Here is an 18,134-nt window from a genome sequence, read left to right as displayed (position 1 = left end):
CCGCACCATAAATTGCTCCGGCGTATCCGCAAGTACACTTGCGGCGAGACTGGTACACTCGCCCATCAGACCCGGAACGCCTGTCAGGCGTCTTCGAACCCCCGCCGGATGACGTGATGCAGGAATTCTGGCGCCAACAGCATGTTGAAGCCGACAACCACATGCTCAGCTTCGCGCCGGATCACGGTGCAGCCGATTTCGTCATGAATGCCGAGAATTTCGAGGAAGAAGTTTTTCGGCATCGTCAGGTTGGGGCTGACATCCAGATCCGCGCCGTAAAGGGAGATGTTGCGCACGATGCAGCGGAAGTGAGAGGCCGTGCTCAGATGATGGCCGACGAAAATGACTTTGCCCGGCCGATCGATGACGTATTTGGGAAATGCCTGGTCGCGCGGGATGTTCGCTTTCGGATCAAGGTTGATATTCAAGGACATGACGCCCTCCATCGCTATTGGAACCCAAGAATAAGGGATATCACCTACCAAGCGGTAAAGGCGCTCCATAAAATATGACGGGCAGCTCAAGTTCTGACGTTATGTCGCGCCAGCCGTCTCCTTCGTTGACGCTGCCGACGCACGGCGCTACCCAAGCAGTCTCTATGCTCGATAGGAAAAGGGCGGAAGACGCGAATGAAGGAGCGGGCAATGACAGTTGATCTGGTGGTGGTTGGGGGCGGACAGGCTGCCTTTTCGCTTGTGGCCAAGCTTCGCAGCCTTGGTGACAGCCGCTCGATCACGATCCTGACGGCGGAGGATGTCGCTCCCTATCAACGTCCGCCTCTCTCCAAGAAGTATCTGCTGGGCGAGATGGAGTTCGACCGTCTTCAGATGCGCCCGGACGCCTGGTACGCCGAGCAGGCAATCGATCTGCGGCTTTCGACGTTTGTGGATGAGATCGACCTTGCTGCTCACTCTGTTCGCGTGCAGGACGGTTCTTGCCTAAACTACGATAAACTCGTCCTCGCGACAGGAGCTACGCCCCGGCGCCTTCCCGCAGCCATCGGGGGCGATCTCGAAAACGTCTTCGTCATGCGGGACAAGCGCGATGCGGACCAGTTGGCTGCGGCACTCAAACCAGGGGCCCGGGCTCTGGTGATCGGCGGCGGTTACATCGGCCTGGAAGCGGCAGCCGTGGCGAGACACAAAGGGCTTCGGGTCACGCTCATCGAAATGGCGGATCGTATCCTCAAGCGTGTCGCCTCTTCGCAGACTGCGGACGCGATGCGTGCGATTCACGAATCGTACGGCGTCACGATTCGCGAATCGACGGGCTTGCGTCGCCTGGTTGGGGAGGGGGGCAAGCTGGTGGGCGCCGAATTGGCAGACGGAAGCGTCATCGATCTCGATCTCGCCATCGTCGGAATCGGCGTGACGGCGAATACGGAACTCGCCCAGGCCGCCGGTTTGACGGTGACGGATGGAATAGTGGTCGACTCGATGACGCGGACATCGGATCCGGACGTCCATGCGATCGGCGACTGCACCAACCTGCCGTGGCAGGACACAATGATACGGTTAGAATCAGTGCAGAACGCTGTCGATCAGGCCGAGGCGCTAGCCGCGATTCTTGCTGGCAACAAAAAGGCCTACGAGCCGAAACCATGGTTCTGGTCTGATCAGTACGACGTCAAACTGCAGATTGCCGGACTGAACGTCGGGTTCGACGAAACCTTCGTGAGGCAGGGAGTGCGACCGGGGAGCCAGTCGATCTGGTATTTCCGGCAGGATCGATTCGTGGCGGTCGACGCCATCAACGATGCCAAGGCCTATGTCACAGGCAAGAAACTGCTGGATTCGAACATACCTGTGAACCGATTGATTCTTGAGGATCCGACGCGTGATCTCAAGGAGTTGCTTGCCTGAATCCTGAAGGTATCGCAAAAAGCTCAAGGATTTCAGATAATATCGGGGGATTTTGCGGGCAGTCTCGCAAAATGCCTTGCAATCGGTGGCTCGACGACATAATCACGTCGGCACCGGAGAGGTGGCCGAGTGGTCGAAGGCGCTCCCCTGCTAAGGGAGTATACGTCAAAAGCGTATCGAGGGTTCGAATCCCTTCCTCTCCGCCACCATTAATGCGAAAGCGCGCATTGTAGATATCTCGCACATCACAGAGCACAAGGCAGACTCCTGACGTGGGACGCTGATGCAATTGCGCAACAAGGCCGTTACCGGTCTGGCTGCGCGTAACACCCTGTCGGACAACGACTTTCTTAATCATTGGTAAAATTTGAAACGTTGTCCACGCGCTTTTGTGTCGTTTGAGCAACAGCCATTTGTGAAGCAGCCCGGCTTGTCTGATTGGGGTCAACTTCACGATTGCAAGCGTCAGACGACCGAGTATGTTCACCATCAGAAGCGAGGCGGTGGATCGTCTACCTTCTGACTAAACGGGTGTGGGGCAGGGAAGGTCGTTTCTCGATCTAAAAACCCAAACCCTCGTTAAACTTGACTGGAGGTCATTATGAACATCAAGAGCCTTCTTCTCGGCTCCGCTGCTGCCCTTGCAGCAGTATCCGGCGCCCAGGCTGCCGACGCTATCGTTGCTGCTCAGCCGGAGCCGATGGAATACGTTCGCGTTTGCGACGCATTCGGCGCTGGTTTCTTCTACATTCCGGGTTCTGAAACCTGCCTCAAGATCGGTGGTTACGTTCGTTTCCAGACGGACTTCGGCCGCAACGTTTCCGGTACGTCTGACTGGAATTCGCGTACCCGTGGTCAGCTCGAAATCGACGCTCGTTCGGACTCCGAACTCGGCACGATCCGTGGATTCATTGCATTGCAGGGCAATGCTCAGAACGCCGGCAACCGTGGTGTAAACCTCGATCAGGCTTTCATCGAAGTTGGCGGCCTGAAGGTTGGTTACTTCTACAACTGGTGGGATGACAGCCTCTCTGGTGAAACCGACGACATCAACCAGAACGCTATCTTCAACTCTGTTCGCTACACCTATAAGGCTGGCAACTTCTACGCTGGTCTCTCGGTTGACGAACTTGAAGGCGCAACGGCAACTGCAGCTGTCGCTCCGTTCGGCGTCTCCCGCGCTCTCGACGCAAACAACAATGTCGGTATCTCCGGTATCGTTGGTGGCGCATTCGGTAGCGTGAAGGTTAACGTCCTCGGCGGTTACGACATCGACCAGGAAAACGGCGCCATCCGCGGTATCCTGACAGCTGACCTCGGTCCGGGCACGCTCGGCCTCGCAGCGATCTGGGCTTCCGGCCAGAACGTCTACTACGACAAGGCTGAATGGACTGTTGCAGCTGAATACGCTGTAAAGGTCACGGACAAGTTCAAGATCACGCCCGGCTTCCAGTATTTCTGGACTCTCGACCAGAACCGCTTCGGCGATTTCGTTGGTTCGCGTGACGCTTGGAAGGCTGGTCTGACGCTCGACTACACGCTCGCCAAGAACCTGACTGCAAAGGCTTCGGTTCAGTACTACGATCCGGACCGTGCACAGGAGCAGTGGAGCGGTTACCTGCGTCTGCAGCGTTCGTTCTAATCTTACCGTTCAGGTCTGATTGCGGAAGCCCGGCTTTGTGTCGGGCTTTTTGCGTTTGAAGTTGTGACGAAGCTGGGCATTCATTGATGTTTGGCTCGGGCCTCTCATGATCAGGACTCGATGCTAGTCCGTTCAGGTCACGTTGCCATTTTCAGGGATCTGTTCACGCAGAATCACGAATAGCGAAAGGTCGAATTGGTGCATCTCGGAAGCAGGTTAAATCTGGCGATGACGCAGATTTTGATTCCTTGATATCAGACGCACACGACCTGCTTTGTTCGCGGCAATTAAAGTCTGAGGTCCGAATTGTCAGAATTGCTGAGAACAGTCTGCGGGAGAGCAGGGCCCCAGGCGACGTCATATTTTGTTAGGTGCTATTCGTGCCCAGAAATAAGCCGTCTCGCACGCAGGCGCGGGATAGCGATGAGTCCTGCCGAATGACCTCCGCCAGCCGCCGATTGATTCCACATCTGCATGGTGTTGACCAGTCGGGTCTGGATTGAGGCGGAAATGTGTCGGTGAAATCCTTGGTTTCATTAATATTTCGTTAGTTTCTGACATGCCCGGCGTGTGTTGGATTGATATGATTAACTATTAGATGTTGCCCTGACGCGAATGTGTCACGCTTTCGCAACAATTCCGAATTCAACACGCGTTGATAATCAAGAATTGGAGCTTTTTAATTTTGCGACTGCGAAAGCCGGTGCTTTAATGTGCCTACATCAGGTTGACCCAAGCGACCTGACGCCCGATGGTTTCAATTTTCGAGGGAAAAACATGAACTTCAAGGTTCTCGCCGCAAGCTCTGTAGCTGCGCTGTCCTTTGCTTCGGCATCCAATGCTGCCGATGCTATCGTTGCTGCTCAGCCGGAGCCAATGGAATATGTTCGCGTCTGCGACGCATTCGGTGCTGGCTTCTTCTACATTCCTGGTTCTGAAACCTGCCTGAAGATCGGCGGCTATGTTCGCTTCCAGACAGACTTCGGTCGTGATGCATCGGGTCGCTCTGATTGGAACGCTTTCTCGCGTGGTCAGTTGGAGTTCGACGCTCGCTCCAATACTGAGCTTGGCACCCTGCGCGGCTTTATCGGCCTTCGCGGAAATGCTGACAACAGCACCAGCCGTGGCATAAACGTCGATCAGGCCTTCATCGAAGTTGGTGGCCTGAAGGTCGGTTTCTTCTACAGCTGGTGGGATGACGATCTGTCTGGTGAAACAGACCTCCTGTCGTCCAACACGACTCAGTACAACGCAATCCGCTACACCTACACATCGGGCGCCTTCTTCGCTGGCGTCGCGGTTGAAGAACTCGAAAGCGCCTATGCTGCTGGTTCGAACCTCGGTGTTGCTTACGGTTTCGTTCCGAAGGCTAACAACAATGTCGGCATCAGCGGCGCAGTTGGCATTTCCGAAGGTGCGATCCGCGGTAACCTGATTGGTTCTTACGACATCGACCAGGAAAACGGCGCTCTGCGCGCGATTGCCTATGCCGACCTTGGTCCTGGCACGCTCGGCCTTTCCGCTGCCTGGGCTAGCGGTGCAAATGCTTACTACGATGAGTCCGAATGGACTGTCGCTGGTGAGTACGCCATCAAGCTCAACGACAAGTTCACGATCACCCCGGCTGCTCAGTACCTCTGGAAGGTACAGACCAACCGCGTCGGCGACTTTGTCGGTGGCGATGCATGGCGCGCTGGCGTAACCGTAGATTACCAGCTGGCCACGAACCTTTCGGCCAAGGTTACTGCCAACTACCAGGATATCGACAACGGTGCGGAAAGCTGGACTGGCTTCTTCCGTCTGCAGCGCGCATTCTAAGTGCGTCTGACGATAAGACATCGAAAACCCGCCGAAAGGCGGGTTTTCTTGTTTGAGGAGGGTTGGCAGATGCGTATTTGCGGAAGTGCGCGCTGGTCTCGCGGGTACCACACGAGACAAACAAGGACTTGAACACCGGGAGCGAACTGCATCTTTGCGGCGATTTGGCGCGAAAACTCAATCACACCAAGGCATCGAAGATGCTGACGCATCCTCACCTTTGAGGGATTTCGAATATCTCGATTGCGTCAGTGGCTTGAGAAATTCGAAAATTGAATACGAAGAGTCGTCTTCAATGACGCTTCGTATCAGTCGACTAAACCGTTCGTAGAAAGGCTACCAGATCATCGCGCACTTGAGGCTTATGCAGAAGCGGTGCGTGACCTTGGCCGGCAGCTGTCAAGACACGCAGTTTCGGATGCCGGTCTTTCATGGACGCTACGATTGGCTCGGTCAGCAAGGTGGAATGTTCGCCTCGAACAACCATCATCGGCCTGTCGCTCAGCAGGTCGAATTGCGACCATAAGTGAGGGAGAGATTGTTCAAGATCAATGGATGCGAACGCAAGCGGGATGGCTGGATCGCAGTCAGGAACAATTTTTCCGCCGTGTTCGGTATAGATGGCGTGAGCCATGTCCTGCCAGTCGCTCGGCTCAAGAGCAGGGAAGGCGGCTCCATGCAAGCGGGATAGCTGTTGCGCTGCGGATGCCCAGTCTGGAATGGTGCTGGTGTTGCCTTGGCTGAGATAGCTCTGGATCAGTTGTAGTCCTTCCAATCCGAGTTCCGGACCGACATCGTTCAATACCGCGGCTGTTATTCGCTCTGGGGCAAGTTGCGCGAGGATGTGAAGAATAAGGCCGCCGCGCGAGGTGCCTATGAAGATCGCTTGCGTGATCCCGAGTGTATCCAGAACCAACAGGCAATCCTGCGCTTCCGTGAGGATGGAATAGGTTGCTGCATCTTCAGCTCGGTCCGAGGCTCCGCGTCCGCGATAATCGATGCAAATTACGGTGCGTGGCTTGATCGGATCGCTGGCGACAGTTTCGGCAAATACACGGAAATCGCGGCTGTTGCGGGTGATACCAGCCAGGCAGACCAGCGGAAGCGCATCTGAAACGGCGTTGTTGGGAGCATATACGTGGTACGCCAAGCGTGTTCCATCTGCTGACGTGGCGAAATGGAGGTCGCTTCTGATTGGTTGCACGCTTTTCCCTCCTGTGCCTGTGGCAACGGCATTCTATCCTGATGTCAGGCAAAATTTCACGGGTCCCGGAAATCCGCAAGGCACTCCTCTCGCAGCCGGACCAGGCCGTGAAGCGCAGGTGTCTTCCAATGGCTATGACCGGCGGCCAAACCGGAGGTCATCCACTATGTCGGCCTTCTGCCCCAGGCGAACCTTGTAGACCTGATAGTTTTCCATAACTCGCTGTACGTAGTTGCGCGTTTCCGGGAAGGGGATCCGTTCTATCCAGTCAACGACCTCGTCGATGGTCTTGCCGCGTGGATCTCCATAACGCGCAATCCACTCCGGTACGCGCCGCGGCCCTGCGTTGTAAGCAATAAAGGTCATGATGTAGGAGCCATCGAAGGCGTCGATCTGCTCACCCAGATAATGCGCGCCAAGGGTTGCGTTATAGCCCGGATCGGACGTTAGCTTGGCGGCCGTAAACTGCATGCCGTGACGTCCGGCAACAGCCTTTGCTGTGCCGGGTAGCAGTTGCAGTAGTCCGCGCGCATCTGCGCCGGAAACTGCGGTGGGGTTGAAAGCGCTTTCTTGCCGCGCGATGGAATAGGCAAGCGCCTTGCCGGAACCATTGATATTGGCAGAGGGCGGGATGACGCCGATCGGAAATGCCAATGCGGCGACATCCAGCCCGCGATTGAAGGCAGACTTGCCAATCTCAAGCGACATGGCGTGGTTGTTGTTCCGCTCTGCGCGCGCCGCCAGAATCGCCAATTCCCCAGGGCTGGTCATCTCGTCGGCCAATGCCTTGTAAAGAGCGTCCGCCCTTTTCACATGCCCGGCCTGATCCAGCCTGTCGATCGCGCGCACCGCTTCCCGCGATTCGAACAGCCGCCGATCCTGGGCGCTGGGCGATGGATAGGAAACATTGAGGGCAGGGCGATTGAGGCGTGCGGCTGCAAGTTGTCCATAGAAGGTCGCGGAATAGGCGGCGGCCTTCGAGAAGTAGTCGCTGGCATTGCCTGGGCCACCTGCTTCCGCAGAGCGGCCAAGCCAGTACCAGGCGCGCGAAGCCGACAGAGGCCTGCTCGAGGCCTTCAGAATCCGTTCGAAATGCTGGGAAGCAGCCTTTGGGTCGCGCATGCCGCGCAACGCATACCAGCCCGCATGAAATTCGGCATCAACGATATCTGTCGGGCTCTTCGCGTTGTGGGCTGCGACCACCTGATAGGCAGACCTGAAATCGCCTTTATCCGCCAGACCCCGTGCGATGATCCGGCGCTCGTTCCACCATTCGCTGGCGTTCACCATGTCTCCGCGGTCCTTGGGAGCACGGGCAAGCAAAGCGGCCGCCTGCTCGTACTGATCCTGACGGCGGAGGAGTTCGATCCGCACGAAGAGATAGGCGGAATCGTCCTGCAGCGACCGATCGACGCTGCTCAGAAGTGCAGGCGCGTTCTTGGCGTTCGCAGTAACCGCAACCCAGGCTTTGTAGAGAGATGCAGCGCGACCGAGTTCGCTGAAGCGCTGTGCTTGCGCTGAACGTCCCCGGTACATGAGGTAATCCATCCGCGCTCGATGATCGGACGGTGTCAGCACAGAGCCGAATTCCCGCAGGATCTGATCCTCCAGATCCTTGTCCAGCGTATAGCCGATCCAGAATGGCCGCAGAACTTTTGCAGCCGCTGGTCCATTGCCCTGCGCCGCAAGCGATCTGGCAAGAATAATGGCACCTTGTGGCGTTTCTGGAAGTGTGCTGCCAAACGCTGCAAGCACCTGAGCAGGCGGAGGATTTTCTGCGAAAAGCGATCGCTCGGAATTGGCGCGTAGCCTGGAAAGCCCCGGCCAGCCGGTAAGTTCCCGTTGGGCTTCGGCAATCTCGGAGGAGGGGACGCCACGGGCACCCGACGTTGCAATCGCCCAGGTTAGCAGATGATGATCAAGCGAACCGGGGGTCAGCGCGTCCCGGGCGGCAAGCGCCGACGTGATATCCCGGTTGGACAGTGAATCCAGGCCCTGCTTAAGAAGTGAAAGAGAGGCATCGGCATCCTGCGGCTGAGTGGCGCGCGGAATGGAACCGGTAATTTCCGGAACAGGCACGGCGGCGGGCTGAAAGTCTTTTGGCCGGGAAACAGGATGCGGAAGCGGACCATCCGGCAGTGGCGCACAAACGACCGCGGATGCCGTCAATAAAAGCGTCAGACTTGTCACGCAGAGAGAGGTCTTCATCCCGCACTCATGTTCGCACAGTTGCAATCCGTTCCGATAGTTAATTACGCTCCATCTTGATTAACAGCCCGTTACCGCAGTGCCCCCGCATCCGCAATCTTCTATCACGATCTATTGCAAAACGCACCTTGTCACGCTTGTCGCGGCTCAACTCGCCCTTTATGGTGCGCGCACTTAAACAAGAATAATGCGGCCGAAGAATGAGTACGGTCGCCGAGGAGACTTTGCATGTTCAAGGGGTCCATGCCCGCGCTCATCACGCCGTTTACCGATGCGGGCGCAGTGGATGAGGAGGCGTTTGCTGCTCACGTGGAGTGGCAGGTTACGGAAGGCAGCACTGGTCTGGTGCCGGTCGGAACCACGGGCGAATCTCCTACGCTCTCACATGATGAGCACAAGCGCGTCATTGAACTGTGCATCGAAGTTACTCGCAAGCGTGTGCCCGTCATTGCGGGCGCCGGCTCCAACAATACGCGCGAAGCAATCGAACTTGCCCAGCATGCGGAAGCTGCCGGTGCTGATGGCCTTCTTGTTGTCACGCCCTATTACAACAGGCCGACGCAGAAGGGCTTGTTTGCCCATTTCTCGGCCGTTGCAGAGGCCGTGAAGCTGCCTATCATCATCTACAACATTCCGCCGCGTTCGGTCATCGATATGACGCCGGAAACGATGGGGGCCTTGGTCAAGGCACATTCTAACATCGTGGGCGTAAAGGATGCGACCGGCAAGATCGATCGTGTTTCCGAACAGCGCATGACATGCGGCAAGCAATTCATCCAATTGTCTGGTGAAGATGGCACGGCTCTCGGTTTCAATGCCCACGGCGGCGTCGGTTGCATATCAGTGTCTGCCAATGTGGCGCCGCGCCTCTGTGCAGAGTTCCAGCAGGCGACGCTGGCCGGTGATTACGCCAAGGCATTGGAATACCAGGATCGCCTGATGCCACTTCATAAGGCCATCTTCATGGAGCCGGGTGTCTGCGGCACCAAGTACGCTTTGTCGCGCACGCGTGGCCTCAATCGCCATGCGCGTTCGCCACTCATGTCTACGCTTGAACCCGCCACCGAGGCTGCCATCGATGCGGCACTCAAGCATGCAGGTCTCCTGAACTGAAAAGATCGGCAGCCCCTTGCTTGGCTGCCGTCTTTGCTTTTGCGAGGCGACACACTACATCATTGATATCGTCCGGCTATCGGGCGGATCATCAGGAACTGGAATAAGCATATGGCACCCAGAGGCAGCCAGCGCGTCGTCAACAAGATCGTTGCGGAGAACCGCAAGGCGCGCTTCAACTATGAGATCGTCGATACCTACGAGGCAGGTCTGGTTCTGACCGGCACGGAGGTCAAATCTCTGCGCGATGGAAAAGCCAATATTGCCGAATCCTACGCCTCGGACGAGGGTGACGAGATCTGGCTGATCAACTCGCATCTGCCGGAATATCTGCAGGCGAACCGGTTCAATCATGAGCCCCGGCGCCGCCGTAAACTGCTGCTCAACAAGCGGGAAATCAGCCGTCTGAGGGCAGGTATCAATCGTGAAGGCATGACGCTTGTGCCATTGAAGATCTATTTCAATGAAAAGGGCAGGGCCAAGCTGGAGCTCGCTCTGGCAAAGGGCAAGAAACTGCACGACAAGCGCGAGACCGAAAAGGAACGCGACTGGAATCGCCAGAAAAGCCGGTTGTTGAAGACCGGCTAATCTGTTGCTGCCCTATGAGTTTGGTTGGGAGGGTTACCTTCCGCTCATGCCCAGCGTAAAAAGCAGGGCCTTCTGCTTTGCTTCGTACAGGGCCCGCTCCTGCTCATAGGCGCGGAATGCCGGATTGTTGCGCATGCTTTCCCCCTCCAGATCCGCATTGAGATCTTTCATTTGATTAGGGTTGAGATCGCTAATGCTATTCGAGATCCTCACCTGGCGTCGAAGAGCCACTCTCGTAAGCATAGCAATGGTTTCGTAAACCGCGCGGCTGGTCTCCGTGATTGCGGAGATGACGAGAGAATTAGCGTGGCTGATCGTGCGCATGGCAATATCCTTTCAAACGGCACGAAGAGGTGATGCCCGCTCTGCAGCATGCAGGCAGGGGATCGGCGAAGGGGTGAGGGGTTGATGACGCGCGGCTTTTGCCGCAAGCTCTGTGCCAGACAATGCTGCTGCGGCTTCAATTCGTCCAGCGAATGTTTGAGATAGATAAGATCAAGTTTTATGATCAATGTCGCGCCGCAAAACCACGCGAACAGGAAAAAGGCGCCATTTGGGCGCCCTTTAATGGATTATGATGAAGCAGATCAGGTGGTCGGCAGATCTGCGCCGACATCATGTGGACGCACAGGGCGCTCGGAGGGATCGCGACCGATTTCCGTCTTCAGAGACAGAAGATCGATGAAATGGTCCGCCTGACGGCGCAGGTCGTCTGCGATCATCGGTGGCTGCGTCGCCATGGTCGAGACGACAGATACCTTGCGGCCCTTGCGCTGCAGTGCTTCCACAAGCGTTGTGAAATCGCCGTCGCCGGAAAACAGCACAAGGTGATCAACGGTCTCGGACTGTTCCATCGCATCGATAGCCAGTTCGATGTCCATATTGCCCTTTACCTTTCGGCGGCCCATGGAATCGGTGAATTCCTTGGCAGGCTTCGTCACAACCTTGTAGCCGTTGTAATCAAGCCAGTCGATCAGCGGGCGAATGGACGAATATTCCTGATCTTCGATAAGCGCTGTGTAATAGTAGGCTCGCAAAAGATAGCCGCGCTTCTGAAAAGCCTTCAGCAATTTGCGATAATCAATGTCAAAACCAAGGCTTTTCGAGGCTGCGTAAAGATTCGCGCCATCGATGAAGAGAGCTATTTTTTCGCGGGGGTCAAACATAAATCCTCATCCGTCCCAGAAATCCTACTGCGACCCGGCCACTATGTCTGTCGTACGAAAAATTTCACAACAGAATTGTAGAAATGGCTGGTAACATTATGATATTTTCATATAACCAGCCTTTACGGCACGGCTCAAATTTATCCAAGCAACTTATGGTTGAATATACCATAGACTTTGTGGTGAGAAGGGGGTAAATCGCGGCCGCGACAGGAAAAACTTGAATTTCGGGGCCGTTGCCTGTATCCGGCATATCAAATCCTGAAATACCGACCGTAAAGGACAGGCTATGGCTCGAGTCACAGTAGAAGATTGCATCGACAAAGTCGATAACCGTTTTGAGCTTGTGCTTCTGGCAAGCCATCGCGCACGTCAGATTTCTCAGGGTGCCTCCATCACCGTTGATCGCGACAACGACAAGAACCCGGTTGTTGCACTGCGCGAGATCGCCGACGAGACGCTTTCGCCCGACGACCTTAAGGAAGATCTGATCCATTCCCTTCAGAAGCATGTTGAAGTCGATGAGCCGGAACCCGATCCGTCCAGCCTTATTGCCGCTAATGCAGGCGCTTCCGGTCAGGACAAGGTGCTTGACGAAGACGATCTTCCTGAGACGCTGACGTTCGACCAGATGTCGGAAGAAGATTTGCTGGCCGGTATCGAAGGTCTCGTTCCGCCGGAAAAGAGCGACGACTACTGATATTTATCAGTCGACGCTGTATCTGATGCGGCGTAGCGGATATATTGATGGTCGCGTCGACGCATAGGTCGGCGCGCCTTTTTTGTTTTCAAGTTCGACAGGATTTTCCACGGCATGATGCGGCAATACGAGCTCGTTGAGCGCGTCCAGAAGTACAAGCCCGACGCAAACGAAGCTCTGCTTAACAAAGCCTATGTCTACGCCATGCAGAAACATGGCCAGCAGAAGCGTGCCAGCGGCGACCCTTACATTTCCCATCCGCTGGAAGTTGCCGCCATCCTGACCGATATGCATCTGGATGAGTCGACCATTGCCGTGGCTCTCCTGCACGATACGATCGAAGATACCACCGCGACCCGTGCCGAAATCGATGAACTCTTCGGCGAGGATATTGGTCGGCTCGTCGAAGGTCTGACCAAGCTCAAGCGTCTTGATCTCGTTTCCAAGAAAGCCAAGCAGGCAGAGAACCTTCGCAAGCTGCTTCTCGCGATCTCCGATGATGTGCGCGTTCTTCTGGTCAAGCTTGCCGATCGCCTGCACAACATGCGCACGCTTGAGCACATGCGTGACGACAAGCGCGCCCGTATTTCCGAAGAAACCATGGATATCTATGCGCCGCTTGCGGGCCGCATGGGTATGCAGGACATGCGTGACGAGCTTGAGGATCTCTCGTTCCGCTATTTGAATCCCGAAGCCTACGAGACGGTCACGAAGCGTCTGGCAGAGCTCTCTTCGCGCAACGAAGGGCTCATCTCGAAGATCGAGGAGGAATTGCGCGAGCTTCTCGTCGCCAACGGATTGCTGAACCCTTACGTGAAAGGGCGACAGAAGAAGCCTTATTCCGTCTTCCGCAAGATGCAGTCCAAATCCCTGTCCTTCGAACAGCTTTCGGATGTCTATGGCTTTCGTATCCTGGTCGACGACATCCCAGCCTGTTACCGTGCGCTTGGTATCGTCCATACCCGCTGGCGCGTCGTTCCAGGCCGTTTCAAGGACTATATATCGACCCCGAAGCAGAACGATTATCGCTCCATCCACACCACGATCGTTGGCCCGTCGCGGCAGCGTATCGAACTGCAAATCCGCACGCGGCGTATGCATGAGATAGCGGAATTCGGTATCGCGGCGCATAGCCTCTATAAGGATGGCGAAAACACGGAGGGAGGCGAGCTTCTCTCGAAGGAATCCAACGCCTATTCCTGGCTGCGCCATACGATTGAGGCGCTGGCGGAAGGGGACAATCCGGAAGAATTTCTCGAACATACCAAGCTCGAGCTGTTCCAGGATCAGGTTTTCTGCTTCACGCCAAAGGGTAAGTTGATTGCCCTGCCGCGCGGCGCCACTCCGATCGATTTCGCCTACGCGGTCCATACAAACATTGGCGATACGACAGTCGGTGCCAAGATCAATGGCCGCATCATGCCGCTTGTCACCCGCCTGAACAATGGCGATGAAGTCGAGATCATTCGGTCCGGCGTGCAGGTTCCGCCTGCTGCCTGGGAAGAGATTGTGGTGACTGGCAAGGCGCGTGCCGCCATCCGGCGCGCGACCCGCATGGCAATCCGCAAGCAATATGCAGGGCTTGGTTATCGCATTCTGGAGCGCACATTCGAGCGTGCAGGCAAACAGTTCTCGCGTGATATCCTCAAGCCAGCTCTTTTTAGACTTGGCCACAAGGATGTGGAAGACGCGATTGCGTCTGTCGGGCGCGGCGAGCTCTCCTCGCTCGATGTCTTCCGGGCCGTCTTCCCCGATTACAAGGACGAGCGCGCCACCATCAAGCCAGCGGCTGATCAGGGCTGGTTCAACATGCAGAGCGCTTCAGGCATGATGTTCCGTCTTCCGGGTCGCGAGCGCACGGCGCAAGAGGCAAGTGAAGCGGCAGTAGCGAATGGCTCTGGTCCCGATCCTTTGCCGATCCGCGGCCTGGCCGATCATATCGAGGTGCAGTTTGCCCCGTCCGGTGCGGTGCCCGGAGATCGCATCGTGGGTATCATGGAGGAGGGGAAGGGCCTGACTATCTACCCAATCCAGTCTTCCGCGCTTCAACGCTTCGATGATCAGCCGGAACGCTGGATCGATGTTCGCTGGGATCTCGATGAGGCCAACAAGTCGCGCTTCATGGCCAAGGTTGTCATCAATGCCCTGAACGAGCCCGGTACTCTGGCCACCGTTGCCCAGACGATTGCCCGCCTCGACATCAACATCCGCATGATGACCATGGGTCGTGTCGCGACCGACTTCTCGGAACTGGCGCTGGAACTGGAAGTCTGGGATTTGCGTCAGTTGAATCAGCTGCTGTCGCAGTTGAAGGAACTGGATTGCATCTCCACGGTCAAGCGGCTGTACGATTGATCATTCGTTAATCGCTCGTTGCCATTCTTCTAATCAAGCCATGCGCGTAATGCATGGCAGCTGAAGCGCACTGGCTCTGGTGGTTTCAATCGGTTCGTCTTATGTTTTGTGCATCGCAACAAGGAGACGAACACATGTTCAAGCCTATGAGACAGCTCGCCCGCGCCCTTCGCGCTCCGACCGTTCAGGAACGTGAAATGGCCTATTTGAACGACGCAAGCGACGCAATCGAACTCGAATACCGCATGCGTCAGGTCGATCGTGGTATGTTCCGCAAGTCCTTCTGAGCAGGACGATCAACAACCTGCTTCGCACAATCATGGTGCGGTGCAAAATACATGACTGAAGGTCCGATAGGTGCATGGCTCCGCCTGGGAGCGCACTTTCGGGATGAGTAGCGCGGCGCTCTTGCCTGTTTGGCGCCGTTCGGTGATTGCAGAATATGCGTCCTTGCGGTATCGCCTTGAGGGGCTGGCGTGCGGCCTTTGTCGCTTGAGCGCCAGCATGCGGCACAGACCCATCTTGAGGGTGGCTTTGTTGGCCAGGGCGAAAGGATCACCATGATCATTGGAATGGGTAGCGACCTGATCGATATCCGCAGGGTTGAAAAATCCATCGAGCGTTTCGGCGAGCGCTTTACCCATCGCTGTTTCACGGAAATTGAACGTCGCAAGTCCGACGGGCGCAAGACGCGTACCGCCTCCTACGCCAAACGCTTCGCTGCCAAGGAAGCCTGCTCCAAGGCCTTGGGCACCGGCATTGCGCAGGGTGTCTTCTGGCGCGACATGGGGGTCGTCAACCTGCCATCGGGCAAACCCACAATGCTGCTGACAGGCGGCGCGGGCGCGCATCTGGCATCGATGATGCCTGCCGGGCACGAAGCTGTGATTCATTTGACCATTACCGATGAATATCCTTACGCTCAGGCCTTTGTGATCATCGAGGCACGCCCCATTTCTAGTGAAGCCTCCATCCTGTCGCGCTGAGGCATTGCCCGCTCCCCTGGAAGGGGTTAGAGAAGCGCGAAAGCCGATAACGAAAGACGTCAACCGTGTCCGAAAAAGCCGAAAAGTCACAGAGCGCCCTCTGGGAAAACATCAAGGTCATCATCCAGGCGCTTCTGCTGGCGTTGGTTATCCGTACTGTACTGTTTCAACCCTTTACAATTCCGTCAGGCTCGATGATGCCGACGCTTCTGGTGGGCGACTACATCTTCGTCAACAAGTTCGCCTACGGCTACTCCAAGTATTCGCTGCCCCTGTCGCCAAACCTGTTTTCGGGGCGCATTCTGGCCAGCGAACCGACACGCGGCGATGTCATCGTTTTCCGTCTGCCGACAGATCCGAATGTGGACTACATCAAGCGCCTGATCGGCCTGCCGGGTGACCGCATTCAGATGATCAACGGTGTCCTGCATTTGAACGGCAAGCCGGTTCCCAAGCAACCTGATGGAAAATTCACATCGGACTACCGTCTCGACCCAGGCACGGATGTGCCGGTCTTTCGTGAGACGCTGGATAACGGCAAGGCTTACGAAACGCTGGATCAGATCCAGGACGGTCGTGGCGATAACACACGCGAGTTCGTCGTTCCTGCGGGACATTATTTCTTCATGGGCGATAATCGCGACAACTCTCTCGATAGCCGCTTTGATGTCGGCTACGTTCCTGCGGAAAATCTTGTTGGTCGCGCCAGCATCATTTTCTTCTCGCTGGGCAACGATACCTCCTTCAGCGAAATCTGGAAGTGGCCTGTCAACATGCGCTGGGATCGTCTCTTCAAGGGCGTTCAATAATGAAGGCGACGAACCTGTCCGCAGATCAGCGCGTAAAGCTGGAAACGGCGCTCGGGCATACGTTTGCGGATAAGCAGTGGCTGGATCGCGCGCTGACGCATTCAAGCACCGGCGGCGGCAAGGCATCGAACTACGAGCGGCTTGAGTTTCTGGGCGACCGTGTGCTTGGCCTGTGCGTTGCAGAACTGTTGTTCAGCACCTATTCGATGGCGACGGAGGGCGAACTTTCCGTTCGCCTGAACCAGTTGGTCAGCGCGGAAAGCTGCGCCAGCGTTTCGGATGATCTCGGTCTTCACCAGTTCATTCGAACCGGTTCCGATGTAAAGAAGCTGACCGGCAAGCGCATGCAGAACGTGCGGGCCGACGTTGTGGAAAGCCTGATTGCTGCCATCTATCTTGACGCTGGACTGGAGGCTGCGAGAAGCTTCATTCTCAAGCATTGGGAAAAGCGGGCGAAAAGCTCTGCCAATGGCCGCCGTGATGCCAAGACGGAATTGCAGGAATGGTCGCACGCGAAGTTCGGTCGCACGCCTCACTACCGTGTTGATGATCGTTCCGGTCCCGACCACGAACCGCAATTCACCGTGACGGTCGAAATCGAGGGTGTGGAGCCCGAGACCGGTATCGAACGCTCCAAGCGGGCGGCGGAGCAGGTTGCAGCAACGAAACTGCTGGAGCGCGAAGGCATCTGGCAAAAGCCTGAACAAGAAGGCTGAAGGGTCAAGATGAGCGAAGAACAGAATATTGCCGACGATGGTGTCGGCACTCCAGTGGCGGATGCGCCAAAAACCCATTCCGGCTTCGTGGCTCTGATCGGCGCGACGAATGCTGGCAAGTCTACGCTGGTCAATCGGCTGGTCGGCGCCAAGGTCTCGATCGTCAGCCACAAGGTTCAGACCACGCGCGCTATCGTGCGGGGGATTGCCATCCACAAAAACGCGCAGATCGTTTTCATGGATACACCAGGTATCTTCAAGCCGCGCAGGCGTCTTGATCGTGCGATGGTGACATCCGCCTGGGGCGGTGCCAAGGATGCCGATTTCATCATGCTGCTGATCGATAGCGAGCGCGGCCTTCGGGGCGATGCGGAAGCTATCCTGGAAGGTCTGAAGGACGTTCATCAGCCGAAGATACTGGTTCTGAACAAGATTGACCGTGTGAAGCCGGAGGATCTGCTCAAGCTGGCGCAGACTGCGAACGAATCGGTCAAGTTCGAGCGGACATTCATGATTTCGGCAACAACGGGTTCCGGCTGCGAAGATCTCATGGATCACCTCGCAGAGGTTCTGCCGGAAGGCCCGTGGTACTATCCGGAAGACCAGATTTCCGATCTGCCCATGCGCCAGCTTGCCGCCGAAATCACGCGCGAAAAACTGTTTCTGCGCCTGCATCAGGAGCTTCCCTATTCCTCGCATGTTGAAACCGAGAAGTGGGAAGAGCGTAAGGATGGATCCGTTCGCATCGAACAGGTGATCTATGTCGAGCGCGACAGCCAGAAGAAAATCGCGCTTGGCAAGGGTGGCGAAGCGATCAAGGCAATCTCCACCGCGTCCCGCAAGGAGCTGTCCGAAATCCTCGAACAGCCCGTTCACCTGTTTCTGTTCGTGAAGGTTCGCGAAAACTGGGGCGATGATCCGGAACGTTTCCGCGAGATGGGGCTGGAGTTCCCGAGGGGCTGAGCCC

At 56.3% G+C, this 18,134-nt stretch carries 17 protein-coding genes and 1 tRNA gene; 13 read left to right on the top strand and 5 right to left on the bottom strand.

Annotated elements, in window-relative coordinates; translation table 11 throughout:
- Nucleotides 1–83 precede the first annotated feature (83 nt).
- Nucleotides 84–434 carry a hypothetical protein gene (locus E8M78_RS12075; protein ID WP_137135273.1) on the bottom strand — a complete coding sequence of 117 codons (351 nt, stop codon included), beginning with the start codon at nucleotides 432–434 and terminating at the stop codon, nucleotides 84–86.
- Nucleotides 435–644: 210 nt separating this feature from the next.
- Here E8M78_RS12075 and E8M78_RS12070 point away from each other — a divergent pair, with 210 nt between their 5' ends.
- The 4 genes from E8M78_RS12070 to E8M78_RS12055 all read left to right on the top strand — a co-directional run bounded on the left by E8M78_RS12070 (nucleotide 645) and on the right by E8M78_RS12055 (nucleotide 5,322).
- Nucleotides 645–1,862, top strand: coding sequence for an FAD/NAD(P)-binding oxidoreductase (locus E8M78_RS12070; RefSeq protein ID WP_137135272.1), 1,218 nt, complete (start codon nucleotides 645–647; stop codon nucleotides 1,860–1,862).
- A 115-nt stretch (nucleotides 1,863–1,977) separates the two neighbouring features.
- Nucleotides 1,978–2,068: transfer RNA gene (locus E8M78_RS12065), tRNA-Ser, on the top strand.
- A 395-nt stretch (nucleotides 2,069–2,463) separates the two neighbouring features.
- The gene (locus E8M78_RS12060) at nucleotides 2,464–3,504 is read left to right on the top strand and encodes a porin (RefSeq protein ID WP_137135271.1); all 1,041 of its coding nucleotides are present in this window, start codon (nucleotides 2,464–2,466) and stop codon (nucleotides 3,502–3,504) included.
- A gap of 777 nt (nucleotides 3,505–4,281) precedes the next feature.
- Nucleotides 4,282–5,322 (top strand): porin, encoded by a 1,041-nt coding sequence (locus E8M78_RS12055; RefSeq protein WP_137135270.1) that lies wholly within the window; start codon nucleotides 4,282–4,284, stop codon nucleotides 5,320–5,322.
- A gap of 316 nt (nucleotides 5,323–5,638) precedes the next feature.
- On the opposite strand, the gene E8M78_RS12050 is transcribed toward E8M78_RS12055, so the two are convergent.
- Together E8M78_RS12050 and E8M78_RS12045 are read right to left on the bottom strand one after the other, a co-directional pair.
- Nucleotides 5,639–6,472 (bottom strand): alpha/beta hydrolase, encoded by an 834-nt coding sequence (locus tag E8M78_RS12050; RefSeq protein ID WP_246658302.1) that lies wholly within the window; start codon nucleotides 6,470–6,472, stop codon nucleotides 5,639–5,641.
- A 186-nt stretch (nucleotides 6,473–6,658) separates the two neighbouring features.
- A complete protein-coding gene (locus E8M78_RS12045) occupies nucleotides 6,659–8,734 on the bottom strand; it encodes a lytic transglycosylase domain-containing protein (RefSeq protein WP_137135268.1) in 2,076 nt (691 codons plus the stop codon).
- A gap of 228 nt (nucleotides 8,735–8,962) precedes the next feature.
- Between E8M78_RS12045 and dapA the strand changes: the two genes are divergently transcribed.
- Entirely contained in the window at nucleotides 8,963–9,847 is an 885-nt protein-coding gene (gene dapA / locus E8M78_RS12040; RefSeq protein WP_137135267.1) for a 4-hydroxy-tetrahydrodipicolinate synthase, read from the top strand.
- A 111-nt stretch (nucleotides 9,848–9,958) separates the two neighbouring features.
- Entirely contained in the window at nucleotides 9,959–10,435 is a 477-nt protein-coding gene (gene smpB / locus E8M78_RS12035) for an SsrA-binding protein SmpB (RefSeq protein WP_062552777.1), read from the top strand.
- Between the two features lie 33 nt (nucleotides 10,436–10,468).
- Here smpB and E8M78_RS12030 read toward each other — a convergent pair whose 3' ends face one another.
- Together E8M78_RS12030 and E8M78_RS12025 are read right to left on the bottom strand one after the other, a co-directional pair.
- Complete coding sequence (locus E8M78_RS12030; RefSeq protein ID WP_137135266.1) at nucleotides 10,469–10,759, bottom strand: hypothetical protein; 291 nt, start codon at nucleotides 10,757–10,759, stop codon at nucleotides 10,469–10,471.
- Nucleotides 10,760–11,022: 263 nt separating this feature from the next.
- On the bottom strand, nucleotides 11,023–11,601 hold the full coding sequence (locus E8M78_RS12025) for an NYN domain-containing protein (protein ID WP_137135265.1): 579 nt from the start codon (nucleotides 11,599–11,601) through the stop codon (nucleotides 11,023–11,025).
- A gap of 289 nt (nucleotides 11,602–11,890) precedes the next feature.
- Between E8M78_RS12025 and rpoZ the strand changes: the two genes are divergently transcribed.
- From rpoZ to era, 7 genes are all read left to right on the top strand, one after another.
- Nucleotides 11,891–12,301, top strand: a complete 411-nt coding sequence (gene rpoZ / locus E8M78_RS12020) for a DNA-directed RNA polymerase subunit omega (protein WP_137135264.1) — start codon at nucleotides 11,891–11,893, stop codon at nucleotides 12,299–12,301.
- A 114-nt stretch (nucleotides 12,302–12,415) separates the two neighbouring features.
- Nucleotides 12,416–14,656 (top strand): bifunctional (p)ppGpp synthetase/guanosine-3',5'-bis(diphosphate) 3'-pyrophosphohydrolase, encoded by a 2,241-nt coding sequence (locus tag E8M78_RS12015; RefSeq protein WP_137135263.1) that lies wholly within the window; start codon nucleotides 12,416–12,418, stop codon nucleotides 14,654–14,656.
- Nucleotides 14,657–14,790: 134 nt separating this feature from the next.
- Entirely contained in the window at nucleotides 14,791–14,943 is a 153-nt protein-coding gene (locus E8M78_RS12010; protein WP_082547010.1) for a DUF3563 family protein, read from the top strand.
- A 273-nt stretch (nucleotides 14,944–15,216) separates the two neighbouring features.
- Nucleotides 15,217–15,642: a holo-ACP synthase gene (gene acpS / locus E8M78_RS12005; protein ID WP_137135895.1), complete on the top strand. Its 426-nt coding sequence runs from the start codon at nucleotides 15,217–15,219 to the stop codon at nucleotides 15,640–15,642.
- Between the two features lie 65 nt (nucleotides 15,643–15,707).
- A complete protein-coding gene (gene lepB / locus E8M78_RS12000) occupies nucleotides 15,708–16,451 on the top strand; it encodes a signal peptidase I (RefSeq protein WP_137135262.1) in 744 nt (247 codons plus the stop codon).
- Nucleotides 16,451–17,167: a ribonuclease III gene (gene rnc / locus E8M78_RS11995; RefSeq protein ID WP_137135261.1), complete on the top strand. Its 717-nt coding sequence runs from the start codon at nucleotides 16,451–16,453 to the stop codon at nucleotides 17,165–17,167. Before lepB ends, rnc begins: the two co-directional genes overlap by 1 nt.
- A 9-nt stretch (nucleotides 17,168–17,176) precedes the next feature.
- On the top strand, nucleotides 17,177–18,130 hold the full coding sequence (era, locus tag E8M78_RS11990; protein ID WP_170973403.1) for a GTPase Era: 954 nt from the start codon (nucleotides 17,177–17,179) through the stop codon (nucleotides 18,128–18,130).
- Nucleotides 18,131–18,134: the final 4 nt, after the last annotated feature.

The sequence above is a fragment of the Rhizobium sp. FKY42 genome, from assembly GCF_005222835.1.
Lineage (GTDB): Bacteria > Pseudomonadota > Alphaproteobacteria > Rhizobiales > Rhizobiaceae > Neorhizobium.
Note: the sequence above shows the minus strand (reverse complement) of the source record. Positions and strands in the feature narration are given on the sequence as shown.

Excerpts from the sequence above, each read along its gene's own strand:
- E8M78_RS12015 (WP_137135263.1), top strand. The coding sequence starts at position 12,416 with ATGATGCGGCAATACGAGCTCGTTGAGCGCGTCCAGAAGTACAAGCCC.
- E8M78_RS12030 (WP_137135266.1), bottom strand. The coding sequence starts at position 10,759 with ATGCGCACGATCAGCCACGCTAATTCTCTCGTCATCTCCGCAATCACG.
- acpS (WP_137135895.1), top strand. The coding sequence starts at position 15,217 with ATGATCATTGGAATGGGTAGCGACCTGATCGATATCCGCAGGGTTGAA.
- E8M78_RS12075 (WP_137135273.1), bottom strand. The coding sequence starts at position 434 with ATGTCCTTGAATATCAACCTTGATCCGAAAGCGAACATCCCGCGCGAC.
- E8M78_RS12025 (WP_137135265.1), bottom strand. The coding sequence starts at position 11,601 with ATGTTTGACCCCCGCGAAAAAATAGCTCTCTTCATCGATGGCGCGAAT.
- E8M78_RS12055 (WP_137135270.1), top strand. The coding sequence starts at position 4,282 with ATGAACTTCAAGGTTCTCGCCGCAAGCTCTGTAGCTGCGCTGTCCTTT.
- era (WP_170973403.1), top strand. The coding sequence starts at position 17,177 with ATGAGCGAAGAACAGAATATTGCCGACGATGGTGTCGGCACTCCAGTG.
- E8M78_RS12070 (WP_137135272.1), top strand. The coding sequence starts at position 645 with ATGACAGTTGATCTGGTGGTGGTTGGGGGCGGACAGGCTGCCTTTTCG.
- smpB (WP_062552777.1), top strand. The coding sequence starts at position 9,959 with ATGGCACCCAGAGGCAGCCAGCGCGTCGTCAACAAGATCGTTGCGGAG.
- dapA (WP_137135267.1), top strand. The coding sequence starts at position 8,963 with ATGTTCAAGGGGTCCATGCCCGCGCTCATCACGCCGTTTACCGATGCG.
- rpoZ (WP_137135264.1), top strand. The coding sequence starts at position 11,891 with ATGGCTCGAGTCACAGTAGAAGATTGCATCGACAAAGTCGATAACCGT.
- E8M78_RS12010 (WP_082547010.1), top strand. The coding sequence starts at position 14,791 with ATGTTCAAGCCTATGAGACAGCTCGCCCGCGCCCTTCGCGCTCCGACC.
- E8M78_RS12045 (WP_137135268.1), bottom strand. The coding sequence starts at position 8,734 with ATGAAGACCTCTCTCTGCGTGACAAGTCTGACGCTTTTATTGACGGCA.
- E8M78_RS12060 (WP_137135271.1), top strand. The coding sequence starts at position 2,464 with ATGAACATCAAGAGCCTTCTTCTCGGCTCCGCTGCTGCCCTTGCAGCA.
- rnc (WP_137135261.1), top strand. The coding sequence starts at position 16,451 with ATGAAGGCGACGAACCTGTCCGCAGATCAGCGCGTAAAGCTGGAAACG.